At 42.1% G+C, this 21,293-nt stretch carries 18 protein-coding genes and 1 rRNA gene; 17 read left to right on the forward strand and 2 right to left on the reverse strand.

The window, feature by feature from the left end:
* Positions 1-91: ribosomal RNA gene (rrf, locus tag L1286_RS17790) — 5S ribosomal RNA — on the forward strand; the annotation flags it as partial.
* Between the two features lie 1,155 nt (positions 92-1,246).
* Here rrf and L1286_RS17795 read toward each other — a convergent pair.
* Positions 1,247-2,095: a hypothetical protein gene (locus L1286_RS17795; protein WP_235408381.1), complete on the reverse strand. Its 849-nt coding sequence runs from the start codon at positions 2,093-2,095 to the stop codon at positions 1,247-1,249.
* Positions 2,096-2,122: 27 nt separating this feature from the next.
* Positions 2,123-3,958: a motility associated factor glycosyltransferase family protein gene (locus L1286_RS17800; RefSeq protein WP_235408382.1), complete on the reverse strand. Its 1,836-nt coding sequence runs from the start codon at positions 3,956-3,958 to the stop codon at positions 2,123-2,125.
* A 798-nt stretch (positions 3,959-4,756) separates the two neighbouring features.
* Here L1286_RS17800 and flgB point away from each other — a divergent pair.
* The 16 genes from flgB (at position 4,757) to fliD (ending at position 21,291) form a co-directional block, all read left to right on the forward strand.
* Positions 4,757-5,170 (forward strand): flagellar basal body rod protein FlgB, encoded by a 414-nt coding sequence (flgB, locus tag L1286_RS17805; RefSeq protein ID WP_235408383.1) that lies wholly within the window; start codon positions 4,757-4,759, stop codon positions 5,168-5,170.
* 2 nt (positions 5,171-5,172) lie between these two features.
* A complete protein-coding gene (gene flgC, locus L1286_RS17810) occupies positions 5,173-5,604 on the forward strand; it encodes a flagellar basal body rod protein FlgC (protein WP_235408384.1) in 432 nt (143 codons plus the stop codon).
* 15 nt (positions 5,605-5,619) lie between these two features.
* Complete coding sequence (locus L1286_RS17815; RefSeq protein ID WP_235408385.1) at positions 5,620-6,297, forward strand: flagellar hook assembly protein FlgD; 678 nt, start codon at positions 5,620-5,622, stop codon at positions 6,295-6,297.
* A 38-nt stretch (positions 6,298-6,335) separates the two neighbouring features.
* Positions 6,336-7,682, forward strand: coding sequence for a flagellar hook protein FlgE (gene flgE / locus L1286_RS17820; protein WP_235408386.1), 1,347 nt, complete (start codon positions 6,336-6,338; stop codon positions 7,680-7,682).
* Positions 7,683-7,792: 110 nt separating this feature from the next.
* Entirely contained in the window at positions 7,793-8,557 is a 765-nt protein-coding gene (locus tag L1286_RS17825; protein ID WP_235408387.1) for a flagellar basal body rod protein FlgF, read from the forward strand.
* An 18-nt stretch (positions 8,558-8,575) separates the two neighbouring features.
* Positions 8,576-9,364, forward strand: coding sequence for a flagellar basal-body rod protein FlgG (flgG, locus tag L1286_RS17830; protein WP_235408388.1), 789 nt, complete (start codon positions 8,576-8,578; stop codon positions 9,362-9,364).
* Positions 9,365-9,379: 15 nt separating this feature from the next.
* Positions 9,380-10,060 (forward strand): flagellar basal body L-ring protein FlgH, encoded by a 681-nt coding sequence (gene flgH, locus L1286_RS17835; protein ID WP_235408389.1) that lies wholly within the window; start codon positions 9,380-9,382, stop codon positions 10,058-10,060.
* 11 nt (positions 10,061-10,071) lie between these two features.
* Entirely contained in the window at positions 10,072-11,166 is a 1,095-nt protein-coding gene (locus L1286_RS17840; RefSeq protein WP_235408390.1) for a flagellar basal body P-ring protein FlgI, read from the forward strand.
* A gap of 103 nt (positions 11,167-11,269) precedes the next feature.
* Positions 11,270-12,280 carry a flagellar assembly peptidoglycan hydrolase FlgJ gene (flgJ, locus tag L1286_RS17845; RefSeq protein ID WP_235408391.1) on the forward strand — a complete coding sequence of 337 codons (1,011 nt, stop codon included), beginning with the start codon at positions 11,270-11,272 and terminating at the stop codon, positions 12,278-12,280.
* Position 12,281: 1 nt separating this feature from the next.
* A complete protein-coding gene (flgK, locus tag L1286_RS17850) occupies positions 12,282-14,312 on the forward strand; it encodes a flagellar hook-associated protein FlgK (RefSeq protein ID WP_235408392.1) in 2,031 nt (676 codons plus the stop codon).
* Between the two features lie 2 nt (positions 14,313-14,314).
* The gene (flgL, locus tag L1286_RS17855) at positions 14,315-15,553 is read left to right on the forward strand and encodes a flagellar hook-associated protein FlgL (protein ID WP_235408393.1); all 1,239 of its coding nucleotides are present in this window, start codon (positions 14,315-14,317) and stop codon (positions 15,551-15,553) included.
* A 342-nt stretch (positions 15,554-15,895) separates the two neighbouring features.
* The gene (locus tag L1286_RS17860; RefSeq protein ID WP_235408394.1) at positions 15,896-16,861 is read left to right on the forward strand and encodes a flagellin N-terminal helical domain-containing protein; all 966 of its coding nucleotides are present in this window, start codon (positions 15,896-15,898) and stop codon (positions 16,859-16,861) included.
* Between the two features lie 393 nt (positions 16,862-17,254).
* Complete coding sequence (locus tag L1286_RS17865) at positions 17,255-18,223, forward strand: flagellin N-terminal helical domain-containing protein (RefSeq protein ID WP_235408395.1); 969 nt, start codon at positions 17,255-17,257, stop codon at positions 18,221-18,223.
* A 149-nt stretch (positions 18,224-18,372) separates the two neighbouring features.
* Positions 18,373-19,338, forward strand: coding sequence for a flagellin N-terminal helical domain-containing protein (locus L1286_RS17870; RefSeq protein WP_235408396.1), 966 nt, complete (start codon positions 18,373-18,375; stop codon positions 19,336-19,338).
* A 93-nt stretch (positions 19,339-19,431) separates the two neighbouring features.
* A complete protein-coding gene (locus tag L1286_RS17875) occupies positions 19,432-19,842 on the forward strand; it encodes a flagellar protein FlaG (RefSeq protein WP_235408397.1) in 411 nt (136 codons plus the stop codon).
* A 21-nt stretch (positions 19,843-19,863) separates the two neighbouring features.
* Positions 19,864-21,291, forward strand: a complete 1,428-nt coding sequence (gene fliD, locus L1286_RS17880; protein ID WP_235408398.1) for a flagellar filament capping protein FliD — start codon at positions 19,864-19,866, stop codon at positions 21,289-21,291.
* Positions 21,292-21,293: the final 2 nt, after the last annotated feature.

Consider the following 21,293-nt stretch of genomic DNA (forward strand, 5'->3'; position numbering starts at 1 on the left):
CCACCTGATCCCATGCCGAACTCAGTAGTGAAACGAAATAGCGCCGATGATAGTGTGGGGTTTCCCATGTGAAAGTAGGACATTGCCAAGCACCAAATATGAGAAAGCCCGATTCGAAAGAGTCGGGCTTTTTTGCGTTTATAATGCTAAACCGTGCTTTAGCGCTTTAGTGTTAGGTGTAGTGAATCGCTTTCACGGTTGTGATTCTTTATGTCTTTTAAATACATTCTCTTAGCTGCGGTTAAAGCAGCTCATTTCACCTTGCGCGAAAAGAATGTGAGCACTTCGCGCTTGTCATAAACCTTTCGCACTAGAAAAGTGAGTAGTTTCACTTTCTACCGACTGAATGCGAGGTCTCTGGCCGTCGGCCGAACCATCGCCAAGCGCCAAATAAAAGAAACCAGTAGCAGTAATGCGGCGGTTTTTTGCGTTTAAGGTAACTAAATTGTGCTTTAGGGCGAGGTGCAGTGAATTGCTTTCACGGTTGTGATTCTTTATGTCTTTTAAATACACTCCCTTAGCTGCGGTTAAAACAGCTCACTTCACCTTGCGCGAAAAGAATGTGAGCGCTTCACGCTTGTCATAAACCTTTCGTACCATATTTGCGCAAAAGAGCGCACTCACTTTGCTTGCTGTCTCTATCCTTCTGCATTACAGCGTTGTTTTGGTTTTGTCACATGTTGTCTTTCAACCTTTATCAGCAAATCATGGCGATGATAATGTGCGGTGAATCAGCAGGGTATTTCCTGATGAGAAGAAAAATTGGACGTCAAACTCCACATTCATTGAAAAGCAAACCCTTTAATACGTAACGGCGATGACCTTTAAATTTCAGGATGAGATAAAGTGTGCGCTTTCCGTAAAAGCGCACTTCGAGATTCATTTTTCAGTAGTTTTGAATAATTCAGGCAATTTGTTTGTCTAAGGAGGTCAATGTCAAAATAAATTCTGGCAGATAGAAATATTTATCACAAAAGTCAGGGGAAGGGAGGCATTGAAGTTAAATTTCCAAAGGGATGACCACTGATATCAGCAGAAACAGTAAACAGAGGTTAAAGACCGATGCTCTCAATGCATTTAATAAAAAAGTACCTGTTTAAGAAGGGAGCGCGACTTGAAGCAAAAGAGGTCGCGACAGAATTTAGTGATTAATACATACATTATTTATACAATAGAAAAGGCCAGCAGAAACAGCTGGCCTAAAAACTGTGCTCTTGTACAGGGCAAGCGTTAACGAAGGTCGCGACTATTCACCTAAGTGTGTGCGGCAATATTCGGCTTCATAAGCATCTAGGCCTTTATAGTATGCTCTGAATACTGTATTTGTCTGGCTGTAATCTGCGCCAAAACCGTAGAATTCATACTTACCATAATTGTTTTTGTAAAAATTGAGTTTAGTGGTTCCTGGCTTATTAGCATGTTTTAATTTTAGGTGTAGAGAATAGAATTTTTCACCAGAATGTTCGTTCTTCTTATACGTTCCTTTCATCAAGTAGCTGTGGTCTTTTACTAAATAGTCTGCATGTGTATTAGTACCGATAATGAAGCTTCGGTTGGACTTTGTACAGATGGTGTATGTTAGCTCATATTCAGCAAACTGATCAGATATGTCTTTACTTTCTATATATAAAACACCATTATGTTGTCTCTCATAGAGTGGCGTTGTGTTACGTTCAGTTGTTGGAAATGGAACAAAGTCGATCGGGCGAGGCGCTGTTGAAGAACTGTCTCCTGCACCGAATGAATCGCCCGCACCAAATGAATCTCCCGCACCAAATGAATCTCCCGCACCAAATGAATCTCCCGCACCAAATGAATCTCCCGCACCAAATGAATCTCCCGCACCAAATGAATCACCTGCACCGAATGAATCACCTGCACCGAATGAATCACCTGCACCGAATGAATCGCCTGCTCCGAATGAATCACCTGCACCGAATGAATCACCTGCACTAAATGCTGCATCTGTCTCTGCGCTATAGTAACCGACCTGGTCACTATCACTCACAAGTGAACCAACGGTGTCTGCTAAAGAAGCCGAAACATGCAATGTGCCAACTGCAAGAGGTAATACAGTTAATAAATTAAACTTCATCGATTTTCCTTATAGTTTATTTGAGGGTTATTGGGTTTTACTTAACTTTTCTAATGCCTGATCAAAGGAGGTCATGAGTACTTCTTTTAAATAGGTGAAGTACTCGTTCTGGTTTTCCAATGGCAAGTGGTTTATGTGACTTGCAACGGTTGTCGTTACATATTTAAAGGTACCACTCAGTAAATAGTGACTCGCCTGATATTCAGGTTGATAAGATATTTTTGATAGCTCTTTGGCGAACAGGGCTAGCATTTGAGGTGCGTGCTCTGTTTGGTTGATTTTTTGCTTTAACTTAAACAGAATATTGGTCGCTTGAGCTATCGAGTTTTTAGCATTAATGGGTGACGGAGCATGATGCTGTGCATACTTTCTAATTTCGCACATAATCGCTGCTTTGTTGATTTTCTGTGGGTTGATATCACTCAGCCTCTGCGACAACGTCCCTTCAATATATGCCCCATCGCTGCTGTTGATAACGGAGACGAGCTTATTCGATTTAATGAGACTTTGTTGGACTAACCTAGACTCATTGTAAATACGGTCTGTATAAATAGACTGTCTAAAATTACCTTTGGTTTCTATTTCGGGACTAAAGACACTTTGTGATAGGGAGCTAGAGTCTTCAAAATAGGCAGAGTGCTTGCTGTGGTGATATGTGGGATCGATGTATCCATAGTCACACCCGACTAAAACAATATTCTTAAACCCCATTCTTGTTAAAGAGGCCAGTGCCATATTTGTTACAGTGGGGTTGCAGTTATATAGCTGTCCTGCCTGTTTGGTATTTTGAGTATACACATGGGCACCCAAATCATTGGCTTTTGGAAAAAGCATGCGATGGTCAAATAAGTTTACGTACTTTGGGTAAACCGTATTCAGTGCGACCAACACAACATCCTTCATTCTCGGGTCCCTGACTTGCTCTTCCTTAATATATAAATTACAAGGAAGACGTTCCATTTCAATGTGAAAATCTGGCGTAATATTGTTGTTTAATAGTGGGTTGAGTGAAGTACCGCAAGATGCAATGAGAAAACTGTTTCGATTTTCAATTAGGTAATCTATGTCATTATCCAATGAAGGGCCATTGCCGACTATCACTAGAGGTATGTCCTCAAATTCAGATAAAGCGTTGTTATGCCCGGTAATCTCATGCGATATGCTATTTTTTTCCGTATGTGATAATCCAACCAACTCATCTTCCATAAATCCCCAAAGGCTAGCTAGTCGATTACGCCAAATTTTAAAGTTTTCGTAGATGTGGTCAAATAAGGGCGTGGAATAGTGTCTGTAGAGGCTTATATCAGACACAATATGCGAGCCAATCTTTTGTGTTATAGACAACAGTGCACGTTCAAACTCCTCATAACGTTTGCTGTGAATGAGATGGAGGCTACCCCCTCTATTGCGGCACTCTGCTTGTAGCTTTTCAAAGCTAATATGGTGTGATGCCATGCTAAGCATATCCATAGAAGGCTCGAGAATAATGATGTCGCTATAATTTATGGACTTCATTAGAGCTTCAATGTGGTAACCGGCTGCCAGGCCCAATATAACTATTGTGCCTCGTTGTGGTTTGGAGTTGGGTTTGAGGCCCAGTTTGTTTGCCTTATCATTCATCTTATTAATCAATATCTGATGAACGTAGTCACTCTGATTGTTAGTCTTAAACCGCATACTTAAGTGTTGAGGATGCTTCAAGAAGAGCTTTACTTGTTTTTCACAGCAGGATCTTGCACACTCGCCATAAAAACTTAAGATCTTGTGCTGAAGTTCTTGATGATTCCATAGTGATGGGGGGGCTGCGGAATATAAGGTATTTTCAGAGTGTAAGAACTCCAAGTTTTGATTAAATAGTTCCATCTTATGTTATTTATTTTTAACCGTATTCTATTGCGTATTTTTTCAGAGTTAAAATCTTCCGTCAATTACACCTTTCACTATAGTTGATTATTGTTCAGGAATAAATAATTTCAAGCATTGTTTTTTTAATTACTGTTTTAGATTTTCATTCATCAATTAAGTTGTTGGTATTAATGTTATTTTTTATTTTTTCAATTGCTTTTTGATGCTTTTGTAAATGCAGAGTAATTTAAAGTTATTGATGTACTAACTCTAGGGTGTATTATTTCTCAAAAATTAATTGTAAATATATTATCAATAATTAAGTAGGGTTAAAATGTTAATTTTGTGGTTAATTTGATGGCTGGACATTTTTATTTAAATTTTCATTAAGCCACACGTATGCCACATAATACAGGCAAATTCCAGCACCTTAACGCAAAGTTCAGAGTAAATGCGGTTTCAGCGGCTTTTTCATTGCTGCGAGTCCAACCAACTAAGACTCCTTGCGATATATCTTGTCGCGTTCAAATACCTTATAAGTTGTGTTCATTCCTTTGAATCCGCAATTAAGTTTGTCCAAATACCACGCCTTTTGAAACAGCTGATCATTGACAAAAAATTAGACATAGACAATAAATCACTATGCGACTGGGATGTGTCGTTGTAATAAGAAGCGGCTTTTAATTGATAGTTACAATCCAAAGGTTAAAATCTAAAATATTGAAAATAAACAAATTAATCATAAATCTCCGAGCCCACTAATACTGGCCTTTATCTTGCATTATCCACCGTGAAGTCAAATTTTTGGAGTTGGTTATGGCAATTAGTTTTGATAAAGCGCTAGGGGTGCATCAACACACGATGTTGATCCGCTCTCAACGTGCCGAGATGTTGGCGAGCAATATCGCAAATGCTGATACTCCCGGTTACAAAGCAAAAGACATTGATTTTGGCCGCGCCTTAAAAGCGGCAAAGTCGGCACAGCAAAGCGGCAATCAAATGACCCGTACCAACGAAAAGCACATCAGTGGCGGGACAAGATTGGCTAACAGTGAAGAACTATTTCGTAATCCAAATCAAACAGATACAGGCGATGGTAACTCCGTAGATATACAAGTGGAACGGAACTTGTATGTACAGAACTCATTAGAGTACCAAGCTAGTTTGAACTTTTTGGGTGGCAAATTTAAAAGCTTGAAAAAAGCGCTTGGTGGTGGTCAAGGAGCCTAATTATGAGTTTATATAACGTTTTTGATATCGCAGGCTCTGGTATGAGTGCACAAAACATTCGCTTGAATACCACTGCCAGTAATATATCCAATGCAAACAGCATAAGTTCGAGTCAGGACAAGGTGTATAGGGCGAGACACCCCGTGTTTGCCGCAGAGCTCAATAAAGCGGCAGCGGCGAATCCAAATACACTGAATTCGTCAGTGGGTGTAAAGGTGTTAGGTATTGTTGAAAGTGATAAGCCACTACAAGTTGAATACAATCCTAACCACCCAAGTGCTGACAAAGACGGGTACATCTATAAGCCGAATGTGAATGTTGTCGAGGAAATGACCAATATGATCTCCGCATCACGTTCGTACCAAACGAATGTTCAAGTAGCAGACGCAGCAAAACAGATGTTAAGTAAAACTCTGTTGCTTGGTCAGCGCTAATTGGGAGTATAGCTGATGAGTAATGATGTCAATTCCGCAACTTCGTCCTTTGTCGACTCGTTGCGTTGGCAAGATAATAAAGTGCCAACAGAGAAAAATGATGAGTTAAAGCAGGAAGACTTTTTTGCGTTACTTACTCAGCAGTTGTCTTACCAAGACCCGAGTAAGCCTGCTGACAATGATCAAATGATCTCGCAGATGACTAACTTTACGATGGCTGAGGGAATTTCAAACCTAAATACGAAGTTTGAATCATTGGCTGCTTCGATGACATCAAACTCAGCATTACAAGCGTCGACCTTGATTGGTAAAAAAGCACTTCTAGAGTCTGATACCGTTGAGGTAGGACCTGGTATGCAATCTCGAGGATCAATCATTGTCGCAGAGCCGGTGGAGAAGCTAACGCTAAGTATCATTAATGATAAAAATGAGCTGGTTAGAAAAATTGAGTTAGGCGAGCAGACAACAGGCGCCAAACGCTTTGAATGGGATGGTTTAGACGAAAACGATGAACCAGTACCACCGGGTGAGTACACAATTAAAGCTGAAGGCCAAACAAACGGTAAGTTTGAAGCATTGCCGACAGCAACTTTTAGAAATATTGATAGTGTTAATGTGAATGGCTCTCAGGGCATCATTATTAATACAAAAGCTGGTGCAGTTAGACTATCTGACGTTGCAGAGATAGCTTAATCAAAAGATTTAACCTTCATTTAAAGAGGTAAAAGAGTATGAGTTTTAATATTGCTTTAACTGGACTTGCTGCTGCCCAAAAAGACTTGGATACAACAGCGAACAACATTGCAAACGTAAATACGACAGGCTTTAAAGAGTCACGCGCTGAGTTCGCGTCAGTATATGCATCATCTGTGTTTAGTGCGGGTAAAACTAAAAATGGTGACGGTGTTTCGACAACCATGGTTGCACAACAGTTCCACCAAGGTTCATTGAACTTTACGCAAAACTCACTTGACCTTGCTATTACAGGGGAAGGTTACTTTGCAACAAGTGAGGATCTTGGTGGTCAAGATTACACGTTTACTCGTGCTGGAGCATTCAAACTAAACAAGGACAACTTTATTGTTGACGCGAATGGTAACTTTTTACAAGGATTCCCTGTCGACCCAAGTACTGGTGACACAACATCAGTGAGTCTAAGTACTTCCTCACCGCTTCAGATCCCTGATGCTTCAGGTTCTCCACGTGCGACAACCAATGTTTATTCCTCATTTAATTTAGATTCAACCGCCACTGCGCCGACAGTACCATTCGATCCTGCGACGACTGCTTCATACAACAGCTCTACGTCTACGACGGTTTATGACTCGTTGGGTGAGCCTCATACGTTGCAGTTTTTCTTCCGTAAGGAAGATCCGACGACGAACCCGAACGAATGGCAGGTATTTGCAACGCTTGGTGGAAAGCCATTTAGCTCAAATGGTACTGAGATTGTTCCACCGGCAGCGATTACGCCAATTACGGAATTTGAATTTAATGCGCAAGGTTTCCCAAACACCACCGCAGGTGTTGCAAATACAGGTACTACCTTCAACCCTTTAACTTTGACCGCGGCTAACGTATCTGGCCTGTTGACTAATGGTGCCACTTTCCCGTCAGATATACAGATGAACTGGCGTGATGAAGCAAACACAGCGACCAAATTACCTACTCAATTTGCCAGTCGATTTGAGGTTAAAGCACTAGATCAAGATGGCGCGACCACCGGACGATTGGCGGGGATTGATATCGGCAATGATGGTAAAATTGTTGCTTCATACAGTAATGGTGACTCGACCTTCTTAGGTCAGGTTGCAATGGTGAGGTTTTCTAATTCTCAAGGTCTAACAGAAGCTGGGAATACGGGTTGGAAGAAAAGTTTAACATCAGGGGAACCGATCGCTGGGGAACCTGGCTCTGGCACATTGGGTACAATCAATTCATCAGCATTAGAGCAGTCGAATGTAAACTTGACGAATGAATTGGTTGACCTGATAAGTGCGCAGAGGAACTTCCAAGCTAATTCGAGGGCGCTAGAGGTTAACTCGACGCTCCAGCAAAACATCTTACAGATCCGATAATTTCACCCTTCCCTATAAAAGCCGCTTTTGCGGCTTTTTTATTTTTGACACTCATACTGGCATTACTATTGCATTATCCTATGTAGATTGAACAGTTTTAGGTCGTTCTCATGGATAAAATGCTCTATATCGCGATGTCAGGTGCTAAGCAAAGCCTGCGTGGCGTGGCGCTAAAAGCGAACAACTTAGCAAATGCTAATACAACAGGTTTTAAAGCCGACTTTGCTCAGGCCCGTTCTATGCAAGCTTTTGGTGAAGGCTTACCGACAAGGGTATTTGCCATGCAAGAACGCCCAGGAACCAACATGTTAAGTGGTGCTGTGGCTGAGACTGGCAGAGATCTTGACATCGCAGTAGATGAAAAGTCTTGGATCAGTGTGGTTGATGCCAGTGGAGAGGAAGCTTACACAAAAGTCGGTACACTGAATATCACCAGTGAGGGTGCGCTTGTAACGAGTCATGGCCGCCAATTAATTGGCGAAGGCGGACCAATCATTCTGCCGCTTCCCATCGATAAGGTTGTGTTCAGTGATGACGGTTCTATTCAAGTACGCCCTCAAGGGGCACCAGCAAATTTTCTAGAGACGGTTGATCGGTTGAAAATTATCTCTGCCGACAACAGTAAACTCGAAAAAGGTAATGATGGCCTGTTTAGGCCCAAAGAAGATCAGTTAGAAGACGGGCATTGTGGCTTTTGTGAGATCTCTCCCACAGCCAGAGTAATGAGTGGTTACTTAGAAATGTCAAATGTCAATCCAGTTCATGAGATGGTTGATTTAATTAATCATCAAAGACAATTTGAAATGCAAATCAAGCTAATGAAGTCAGCAGAAGAAATTGATGAGCGACACACTTCGCTCCTGCGCATAGTTTAAGAGAGTGAGGTATAAATTATGAATCCTGCATTGTGGATAAGTAAAACGGGATTAGATGCCCAGCAAACAGATATATCGGTTATTTCGAATAACTTGGCTAACGCCAGTACCGTTGGTTATAAGAAAAGCAGAGCTATCTTTGAAGATTTACTGTATCAAAATATTAACCAACCTGGTGGCCGTTCTTCACAAGATACTGAACTTCCCTCAGGTTTGATGCTAGGTGCTGGTTCTAAAGTTGTAGCTAACCAAAAGAACTTTTCCCAAGGTAATATGATAAGCACCGAAAATTCATTGGATTGGATGGTTCAAGGCCCTGGTTTCTTTGAAATCCAAATGCCAGACGGCACGATTGCTTATTCTCGCAATGGCCAATTTACAACCGATGAAACCGGACGCGTGGTGACTTCAGGAGCTGGTTTCCCTGTACAACCAGAAATGACTGTGCCAGATAATGCCAACTCAATCACGATTTCTCAAGATGGAGAAGTGTCGGTAAGCATTAATGGTCAAGCTGAAAATACGGTCATTGGTCAGCTCGTGATCAGTGACTTTATCAATCCATCAGGGTTAGAGCCAATTGGTCAGAACTTATATACAGAGACTGCTGTAAGTGGCGCGCCCGTTCAAGGTAACCCTGGTGTTGAAGGCTTAGGTTCTATCGTGCAAGGTGCCCTTGAAACTTCCAACGTAAATGTAACGGAAGAATTGGTAAACCTGATTGAAACACAGCGAGTTTATGAAATGAACTCCAAAGTAATTAAGTCTGTTGACGAAATGCTTAGTTACATTAATCAACAACTTTAAAGGGTAGGGCAGATCATGTGTAAGCGTATTTTGATAGTCGCCATCGGACTCGGATTAACAGGCTGTATGTCGACAGAGAACAGTGATGTAGTAAGGGATGATCCTTATTATGCGCCGATGTATCCAGAAATGGAGGCTGAGCCTGTGGTTGCAACAGGTTCGTTGTTTAACACCTACTCAAATGATCTGTACTCAGACAAAAAAGCTGTTCGTGTGGGCGATATCATTACCGTCGTTTTGAGAGAGTCTACGCAGGCCTCTAAAGCGGCCAATTCCAAACTTGATAAAGACAGTGAAGTGAAAGTCGATCAGATGCTAGGTTTAGGTAACGTGCCTGTCAGGATCGGTGGTGACGCCATTCAATTGAGTGCGGGCGCTGATTCATCTTTCCAAGGCGATGCGCAAGCCAACCAGTCAAATAGTCTATTTGGTAACATTTCGGTGAATGTAATGCGTGTACTACCTAATGGTAACTTGGTTATACGAGGTGAAAAGTGGTTGACCCTTAATACGGGTGAAGAGTTTATCCGTTTAGAAGGTTTAGTTCGGCCACAAGATGTGTCAGCAGACAATGAAGTCCAGTCTAATCGAATCGCAAATGCTCGCATTCAATATTCTGGAAAGGGGCAAACCCAAGAAGTACAAAGTGCTGGATGGTTAACTAAATTCTTTATGAGCACCTTGATGCCGTTTTAAGGAAGCACATTATGAACATACTTCGCAGTCTATTAATTCTAACCGCATCAATTTTACCACTGGGTGCACATGCTGAAAGAGTAAAAGATGTCAGTGTGGTTGAAGGGGTCAGAAGTAACCAACTAATAGGTTATGGTTTAGTGGTTGGTTTACCTGGCACAGGTGAGCAAAGCCGTTTTACAGAGCAAAGTTTCAAGGCCATGCTAGGTAGCTTTGGTATCACAATGCCCGGTAATTTACGACCTAAGATTAAAAATGTGGCTGCTGTTGCTGTACATGCAGATCTTCCGCCATTTGTAAAACCAGGCCAAAGTATTGACGTTACCGTCTCGTCCATTGGGAGTGCGGGCAGCCTGAGAGGTGGGACGCTACTTCAGACATTTCTAAAAGGGGTTGATGGGAACGTTTATGCAATCGCGCAAGGCAGTATGATTGTTGGTGGTTTAGGTGCTGAAGGATTAGACGGCAGCCGAGTCGTGATTAACACGCCTACTGTGGGTAGAATACCGAACGGTGGTATGGTTGAAAGAGCAATTAAAAGTCCATTTACGCAAGGTGACCACATAACTTTTAATTTGAATAGACCTGATTTTACGACTGCAAAACGCTTGGCTGATACCATTAATGATCTCGTTGGTCCCAATAGTGCGAGCGCCTTAGACGCGGCATCCGTGAGAGTAATTGCTCCACGAGATCCAGCACAAAGGGTGGCATACCTTTCTACTTTAGAAAACCTAGAGTTTAAGCCAGCAGATACCTCTGCGAAAATCATTGTAAACTCTCGAACAGGTACGATTGTTATTGGCAAAGATGTGAAGTTGCAACCTGCGGCGATCACTCATGGTGGATTAACCGTTACGATCGCAGAGCAAACAAATGTCTCTCAACCTCAACCACTCACGCAAGGAGATACCGTAGTTACGCGTCAAAGTATTGTTGATGTGGACCAAGATGATTCTCGTGCGTTTGTGTTTGACCCAGGAAGTAGTCTTGATGATTTAGTCAGAGCAATTAATGCTGTGGGTGCCGCGCCTGGTGATTTAATGGCGATACTGGAAGCGCTGAAAGAAGCAGGCGCGATACATGGTCAATTAGTCGTCATATAGTCCTTATTTTAATCAATAAGTTAGCCCCATTTCTATGGGGCTTTTTTTTGGCTTGGTATTTGCATGTTAATCATTATTATTACTCACGACGTGTTTTTGAACAATGAATACTGATCCGACACATAATCAAAGTTTTTTTGATTTAAGTAACCTGAACTCATTGAGGCAGGATGCGCTGAAAAGTGCTGGTGATGGCGATGCGTCTAAGCAAGCGCTGAAGAAAGCTGCACAGCATTTTGAATCCATTTTTACACAAATGCTGCTGACAAGTATGCGCAAAGCAAACGAAGCGTTCGAAGACACAGACAGCCCTTTTAACTCTAGCAGCGTCAAATTCTATCGAGAAATGCATGACCAACAAATGTCGCTAGAACTATCCAATAATGGAAGCCTCGGACTTGCAGATTTGATTGTACAACAGCTGTCACCGACAAAAAGTGGGTATATGCCGGCTTCAGTTATTCGTACTGGTGCTGAAATCCAAAGCGACAAGATTGCCAGTGGACAGCATGTTCCTGCACAGGACGAAAGCACTGTGCAAGCACATAATAAAGATCAAGCTAAAAGTACATCTCACGCTGAGCCGGTTCAAAATCACAAGCAAGACCCTAAATCTTTTGATAGCCCAGAAGACTTTGTTAGCACCCTTTGGGACTACGCTAAGTCCGCCGCACAAAAATTAGGTCTAAACCCTGCTGTTATGGTCGCACAAGCTGCCTTGGAAACTGGTTGGGGCAAACATGTTATTACTAAGCCGGATGGTAACAGTAGTTTTAATTTATTCAATATAAAGGCTGATAGCCGCTGGGAAGGAGACAGTGCCAGTAAAATGACACTTGAATTTGAACAGGGCTTGCCTGTTAAAAAACAAGCGAACTTTCGTGCTTATGAATCTTTGAAAGACAGTTTTAGCGATTACGTTGACTTTTTACAGTCGAACCCGAGATACGAAGAAGCGTTAAAGAAAGCGTCTGAGCCAAGCGAGTACTTGGAAGCGCTCCAGCAGGCTGGGTATGCGACAGATCCTAATTATGCAAACAAGATAAGAAATGTATTGGGAGGGGCGCATTTCCAATCTGCCGTGTCTTCTCTTTTACGTCGGGGAGTAAACTAAGATGTCTTTTAACTTAATGAACATTGGTACTTCGGGCGTTAGGGCGAGCAGTGAATTATTGCAAACCACCAGTAAAAATATCGCGAATTTAAATACGGTGGGTTACATACGCGAACGCACCGAGCATGCCACCATGATAGGGAATCAAGTTGGCCGAGGTGAGACGGTACGTTTGTTAAACGAATTTGCGCAAAAGCAGTTGTACCGTGATTTATCGAGTCAGTCTTACTATGAACAGTTTGTGACCGAATCAACACGTGTTGATACTTTATTCGGTGAAGACTCAAACAATTTGAACAGCAGTATCAACTCGTTGTTTAACAATCTACAAGAAGCTATGAACTTACCGTCTTCAACGGTAACGCGGTCATTATTTTTGACAGATGCGCAAAATATGATTGATCAAATGGACCGATTGTCTGGCATTGTATTTGATCAAAATAACATTGTTAATGAACAGCTTTCGATCTATTCCCAAGAAGCGAATAACTTGATTCAAAAAATCAGCGATTTAAACGGTCAAGTTGGCGCATTGAATGCCAATCCAGATAATGACAATGCCAGTTCCGTGCTGAATGAGCGAGACCAGGCGATTAAGGACCTTGCCGAACTGGTTGATATAGAGACGCTGGATGGTTCAAATGGTGAAAAGCTTGTCTTTCTGGGGTCTGGCCAGTCAGTCGTTATGGAAAATGGAAGTTTTAATTTATTTTCATTAGATGGCGATCCAGATCCGAATCGTAAACAGCTTAAGTTAGATATAACGGAGGGCAATGCAATAGCACTCGAAGTGGATCAAACTAAGTTGCAAGGTAAGATCGGGGGGCTACTTGCGTTTCGAGATGAAATTTTGATTCCAGCGCAAAATCAACTAGGACAAATTGCACTGTCACTGGCCGATGCATTTAACCAACAAAACAAATTGGGAATGGACTTAGACGGTAATTTGGGGGGCAATATATTTACCATCCCAACAACGTCTGGGTTTCCGCATGGCAGTAACACCAGCACGACACAGTTGTCGGCAACTTTAGAGCCTGGTCAAGGTAATCAAATACCAGCGACAGATTTTAGAGTGACGTATAACGCAGGTAACGTCACCATTGCTGCAATTGATGCGCAAGGCAACACTATTGGTAACGCGACGACAGTTGCTTATACAGATCCGCTGAATTCGCAAACTGTGGCACCGCCTGGAACAGAATTATTTGGGTTACAAATTAACTTTACAGATGTGAATGGCGCTGCGGCACTTCCGAACAATGGGGATATGTTTGACATAAAGTTGAATTCAGCAGCCGCGAGTACCATGGCGCTTGCAACAGATCGCCCTGAGAGCCTTGCTTTAGCTTCTCCAATTCGCACAGAATCTGCAGGTAATAATGTAAGTACCGCAACTATTTCTGTTGGCACCGTGACGAATACCGATCCGGCATCAAGTAATTTTTCTGCGACTAGCCCCCCAACATTAACAAATGGGCAAATTACGCTAGTAAAAACCGCTAATCCAGATGAATATCAGATCACTGATGCAAGTGGCACGACGACATTCACAGCCCCCGCCCCGCGAGAAAATATCTTGGCGTCAGCTGGTGGTGGTTTTGCTGGTTACGGGTTCGATTTTAACATAGATGGAGAGCCTGCGACTGGCGATACCTTTGTTATTGAGTTTAACGAGGCGGGCTTTGATGATAACCGCAACGGTCTTGTCCTCAGTCAACTGCAATCAGGTCAATTAGTGAGACAAAATGTGGTTACAACCGCGGTAGCTGATAACTTAAAAACATTTAATGAAGCCTATGCTGGACTAGTAACAGAGATAGGTGTGGTTGCCAACCAAGCAAAAACGAATGGAGCAGCCTACGATGCACTTGCCGCGCAATCTGAAGCATGGTTTGAATCCGTTGCGGGTGTGAACCTAGACGAAGAAGCTGCCAACCTTTTGCGATTTCAGCAATCTTACTCTGCATCAGCACAAATACTGAGTGCTGCCAGAACAGTTTTCGATACACTACTTAATGCTGCGAGGTAATTATGCGTTTATCTCATAATATGATTTTTAGAAATAATTTGGACTCTATCTTAAACAGCCAGCAAGAAGTGAATAAGTCGATGAAACAGGTAACGACTCAAAAACGAGTGTTAACTGCCTCTGATGATCCTTCTGCTATGGCCAGATCATTGCTTTATTCAGATAGAATTCAAACTAACGAGCAGTATACAAAAAATCTGACCATGTTAAAAAGTCGACTCGATACGCAAGAAGGTGTACTTGACAACATAAAAGATTCATTGACTCGTGCTCATGTCTTGACAGTACAAGCGGGTAACGGCGCGCTGACTCCACCTGATAGAGCGGCTCTATCTGAAGAGTTAAGTGCGATTAAAACCGCGGTACTCGATTTAATGAATGCTAAAACCGAAGATGGTCGTTATATTTTTTCAGGGTATCAAGATAACACCAAAACCTATGCCTATGACAGTGCGGCAGGAAGGTATGCGTACAATGGTGATCAAGGTCAGCACAAGATAAAGGTCGCAGAGGGTGTCGAGATCAAGTCCAGTGACAATGGGTTCGATGTTTTTGAAAGTGTCGACCAAAGGTTAAACGTGACACAAAACACGGGTTTCAATAATACTGGGGGGGTAACAGCGAGTACAGTCTATGTGAAAGAGCAAGCTGATTTCGAGCAATTCCACAAAGCCAATTATAACCCGGATCCGGCGGCAGCCGCGACAGGTAATCAAATTATCATTACTATGGCTGCTGGCACACCAAATAGTTATACTTTGACACAGGGTGGAACAAATATCGGCACGGGCACTTTTGCGGGTAATCGTATCAATTTTGGTGGAATGGAAGTCGATATTTCAGGTGCATTGCCAGGTTCTACTACGATAGAGCTAGAACCACCACAAAAAGACAATGTACTGAACACGTTGGATACGCTAATTAATACACTGGAAAACCAGTCGCTGAGCGATGATGATTATCGACAAGTACTCGCAGACTCAATGGTGGGAATCGAAAACGCAAAAAATCGTGTATCGCAAATTCAGTCGGGTTTAGGTGGCAGACTTAATACGGCAACAAGAATAACGGATGCCAATGGTGATTTGGATGTGAATAACCAAATTGCGCGTGCTGAGTTGATTGAAGTTGATATGGCTGAAGCAATTACCGAATTAACAAAACACGAAACGGCTTTACAAGCCTCTCAAGCTACCTATGGCCGTTTGTCTAACCTTTCTTTACTAGACTACATTCGCTAATTTTAATTTAAATGCTCGTAAATTGTGTATTTGTATCAATTTACGAGCATGCTCACTATAAATTCCATCTAGTACTTCTAACTGACTATAAATACTAAAATTTATTTGACGCTGCCCTCGTAATTTAAGTCTATAAGCTTTTCTGTTCTGACTAAATAATCTCGCCCTTTAGTGATTAAAAACATTTTAAAAACAAAGGTTTGAAATTTTTTTTAATTTTTTACTAAAGGATTTTCTCGTGAGTCCGATAACTTAATTAACCAAGCCGGAGAGATAAAAAATCATCGAAGGCTAGAGAATTTAAGTTTGAGAGTAAACTAAGTTTACAGTGGGAGAATCATCATGGCACTTTATGTAAATACTAACGTAAGTTCATTGAACGCTCAAAGACAATTAAACAACTCAGGTAATGCTCTAGACGTATCGTTCAAGCGTCTATCATCAGGTTTCCGTATTAACAGTGCGGCGGACGATGCGGCAGGCCTACAAATCTCAGACCGTTTAACATCTCAAATTAACGGTTTGAATCAAGGTAACAGAAACGCAAACGACGGTATCTCTTTAGCGCAAACCGCTGAAGGTGCGATGGACGAAGTTACTTCAATGTTCCAACGTGTCAGAACTTTGTCACAACAAGCGGCAAATGGCTCGAATACAGACGAGGATAGATTGGCTATCCAAGAAGAAATTCGTTCTTTAATGTCAGAAGTTAACCGTGTAGCAACAGATACTACTTTCGGTGGTGCTAACTTACTAGACGGTTCATATGAAGCGAGTTTCCAGGTCGGTGCGGATGCAGTACAAACAATCGGCTTCAGTATGCAAAATGTTGGCGGTACAGCGGCAATTAATAGCCTCTCGGCAAACGGTGGCTTCACGCTATCGGGCATTGCGGGCATTGCGAGTGCTGTAACCGGTAACGAATTATCAGCACTAGCGGTAGGTGTATCAGATATTGACGGTGCGGCAGTGACAGAAACGTTTGCGAATACTTACATTGCTACTGCAATCAGTGTATCGAGTCAAACCAATGCGCAAGTTGTGATGGCTGGTATGGACTCACTAATCGCGGTAGTTGATAAAAAACGTGCGGAGCTTGGTGCTGTACAAAACCGCTTCCAGTCAACAATTCGTAACCAATCGAATGTTGCTGAAAACCTATCCGCTGCGAAATCTCGTATCAAAGATACTGATTTTGCTACAGAAACTGCAAGCCTAACTAAAATGCAGATTCTACAACAGGCGAGCCAAACAATCCTAAGTCAGGCAAACCAGCGTCCACAGGCAGCTTTGAGTCTACTAGGTTAATATAATTTAATAGGAAATAGTTGAAAGAGGTGTCTGTGCTTGATGGGGTATTAACACAGACACCCAAATTGGACGATAAAGCGGAGAAGCTTAAATCCAAAAGCGTTCATCAATTTAGTGAACATGAATTATTAAGCACACACTATGCCAACTTTTAAATAAAATATTGGCACTCACTCTCAAACTTTAAAAAAGAGGCATTTACTGCCTCTTTTTTTATTCTTGAATACTTTCTTTCCAACTCTGGCACGGCTATTGCTTTATTTCAGGAAACTTGAAAGAAATGTACATGGGCAATGCTTTGCATACATATCAAGCAAAGATCTTGCCGCTCCATGCAATCAACTTGTACTTCTTTCTAGATATCGACAATTTATAGAGAGAGAGTGAATCATGGCTTTATTTGTAAATACGAATGTCAGTGCGTTAAACGCACAAAGACAGTTAGCGCAGTCTAGTGTTGAGCTGGATACTTCTTTTAAGCGTTTGTCTTCAGGTTTACGGATCAACAGTGCGGCGGACGACGCGGCTGGTCTACAAATCTCTGACCGTCTTCAATCTCAAATACTGGGTTTAAACCAAGGTAACCGTAACGCAAACGATGGTATTTCATTGGCACAAACAGCAGAAGGTGCAATGGATGAAATCACGTCAATGTTCCAAAGAATGAGAACATTGTCACAACAAGCGGCAAATGGTTCTAATACAGACGAAGACCGTCTGGCAATTCAAGAAGAAATTCGTCAGTTGGCGTCAGAAGTAAACCGTGTTGCAACAGATACAACATTTGGTGGTCAGAATTTATTAGATGGTTCTTACTCAGCAAACTTCCAAGTAGGTGCTGATGCTGTACAGACCATTGGCTTCAGTATGCAAAATGTTGGTGGAACAGCGGCAATTAATAGCCTATCGGCAAATGGCGGTTTCACTGTATCGGGCATTGCCGGCATTGCGAGTGCTGTTACTGGCAGTGAACTGTCTGCATTAGTGGCTGGTGTATCCGACATTGATAATGCGGCAATAACTGAAACATTTGCTGGTGTATATCAAGCAACCTCTATCAGTGTTTCTTCGCAAACTAATGCACAAGCCGTTATGGCAGGTATGGATTCGCTTATTGCGGTGGTAGATAAAAAGCGTGCCGAACTTGGTGCGGTTCAAAACCGTTTCCAATCAACCATTCGTAACCAAAGTAACATTGCTGAAAACCTTGAAGCTGCAAAATCGAGAATTAGAGATGCAGATTTCGCAATGGAAACTGCTAAACTAACTAAAAACCAGATCTTGCAACAAGCAAGTCAGACTATTTTAGGTCAGGCAAATCAACGTCCTCAAGCAGCATTGAGTCTGTTACAAGGATAAAATTTTAAATTTATTAAAAAAAAGCTAAAGCATTCGCTCATCTCGTCGATAACAGAGTTAGAGAACTATAAATTTAGGACTCTGACTCTCATCTTCGCAGGGTAGGGGTATCCCGCGTAGATAGATGAAATGATAAAGCGGAGGCTATTATGGCTATTTTTGTAAATACGAATGTAAGTTCTTTGAATGCTCAAAGACAACTTAATAATTCGTCAATGGCGTTGGATACATCGTTCCAGCGGTTGTCTTCAGGACTAAGAATTAATAGTGCAAAAGACGATGCTGCGGGTATGCAGATCTCAAACCGATTAACAGGTCAAATTAATGGCTTAAGTCAGGGATCACGAAACGCAAACGATGGTATTTCTTTGGCTCAAACAGCTGAAGGGGCACTAGACGAAACAACACAAATGTTTCAACGAGTCAGAACATTGGCGCAACAAGCATCAAATGGCTCAAACACAGATGAAGACAGACTCGCTATTCAAGAAGAAATTCGCTCATTAATGGGTGAGGTGAACCGAGTTGCTACAGATACGACCTTCGGTGGTCAAAACTTACTAGACGGCTCTTATCAGGCGAGCTTCCAAGTCGGTGCTGATGCTGTACAGACCATTGGCTTCAGTATGCAAAACATTGGCGGTACTGCGGCAATTAACAGTATTTCAGCTAATGGTGGCTTTACCTTATCGGGTATTGCTGGTGTAGCAAGTGCTGTAACTGGTAATGAGTTATCAGCATTAGCAGTCGGTGTATCTGATATCGATGGTGCCGCTGTCACAGAAACATTTGCGAATACTTATATCGCAACTTCTATCAGTGTATCTTCTCAAACAAACGCACAGGTGGTCATGGCCGGTATGGATTCGTTGATCGCGGTCGTGGACAAAAAGCGTGCTGAGCTAGGTGCTGTTCAAAACCGTTTCCAATCTACCATCAGAAACCAAAGTAATATCAGTGAAAACCTATCTGCTGCAAGATCGCGTATCAGTGATACAGACTTTGCTGTCGAAACTGCAAACTTAACTAAAATGCAGATTTTGCAACAAGCAAGTAGTTCAATCTTAAGCCAAGCAAACCAGCGTCCTCAAGTAGCCTTATCGCTACTAGGATAATTTTGTTGCAATAGTAGCGTCAGGTTTATACTTATTTGATAAACTTGACGTATACTATAAGTTGAGCTTGCTATTTGGAATAGGAGGCGAATCGTGAAAGAGGTTCAAATTCCACTTGGTAATGGTACACAGACTTCATTACTGGCTCGTGAGCAATCAAAGCAGGAAGAGGGGGTCGAATCCCTCAGAGCGATTGAAAAGCTTACTGATGTCCAAGACAAATTAAAGTCTGAGCTAGAGCAGTCAGATGAAAACTCTGAGTTGTTTGAAGCTGTGAAAGCCAATCTTGCTAAGGTCAATGATTTTATACCGGTCACGGCAACGAATTTGTCATTTGAATTTGATGACCAAGGAGATCCGCCTTTCATAAGGGTGGTGGATAAAGATAGTGACGAGGTGATTCGTGAGATTCCTTCAGAGGAATTTCGTGAAGTCGCTAAAGCATTGGATGAACTTGCCGATAAGGTATCAGGTAAAGGTGTACTGTTCGATAGAACAGCATGATAGTTAGTTGGAGGTAGAAAAATGCCACTTATTACATCTGCGGGTGTAGGCTCAGGGTTAGATCTTGAGGGCATTATTAAAGCGTCAATTGATGCTGAAAATAGGCCCAAGATGGAACAATTCGTCGCGAAGGATCAGCGTCTAGCCGTTGAGCTTTCCGCAATTGGCGAGGTGAAATCTGCCCTATCTACCCTCAACGACACTGTCGAAAAATTGGCGGACATTGGTAATTTCAATAAGCGGGTTGCGAATATTACTCAACCTAGCAGTGGCGATATTATCAGCGTCACGCCAACATCTGACATTTCTGTGGGTGATTTTGAAATTGCAGTACAAGAATTAGCGCAGGGGAGTCGTGCTGTAAGCACCGATGGCGCGTTTGCAACAGCTGATTCTGTTGTGAGTGCATCTGGCGGCACCTTGTCATTTTCTGCAGGTACGAAATCATTCGATTTAGCGGTAACGGCGGGCATGACCCTAAATGAACTTAGGGATGCAATTAATGCCGACAATAACAATTTTGGTTTAACGGCAAACATCATCAATACAGGTGATGCTGGCGTAGGCAGTAAACTAGTCTTGACTTCCAGTGTAACTGGTACGAACAATGATTTAGTGATAACCAGTGACACAGCTGAATTAGACGCGATCGAAACATATGATGCATCCACCAACCCCACCGGTGGTATGCGGATCGCGGATGATGACAAAGCAAAAAGCGCAGTGATTACAGTGGATGGCTTGACTGTAACCAGCGAGACAAACACTTTTACAAATGCTGTACAAGATATGACGATTACAGCCAAAGCGAAAAGTGTTCAAGATGCAACCACACTCAAATATGAAACAGCCAATCTAAATATTGCTTATGACAGAGACTCTGTGACGACGCTTATTGATGAATTTATAACAAACTACAATGCAGTTGTCGGGCAGATCGGTTTTAGAACACGTATTGGTGAACCATTAAATGGTGATTCATCGATGCGAAGCTTAAGCGATCAGATGGTATCTACCTTGTCAAAAGCGTTAACAGACGCAGGCCCGTTTGGCTCAATTTTTGACATCGGTATTAGCGTTGATAAAAAAGGCTACTTAGAAAAATCATCTTTGGTACGTAGCTTAAATGAAGCTATGGATACTAACTATGATGATATTGGCACAGCGTTTGCAGGTCCTAATGGGGTTGCCAAAGATTTAGAAAGTCTGCTTGGCAACTATGTAGATTCAGGTGGATTACTGAAACAAAGGGAAGATGATTTAACGACGCAGCAAAAAGCGATTGAAGACGATGTGTTAAAGCATCAATATCGCATGGAGTCATTGGAACAGAGACTGCGTAAGCAATATGCTGGACTGGATGTTTTGATAGCGCAAATGCGTCAAACGCAAACGTATCTGGGCTCTCAGTTAGCGAATTTACCTGGATTTACTAGTAGTAAGAAATAACA

This window comes from Pseudoalteromonas sp. SMS1 (genome assembly GCF_021530565.1).
Classification (GTDB): Bacteria; Pseudomonadota; Gammaproteobacteria; order Enterobacterales; family Alteromonadaceae; genus Pseudoalteromonas.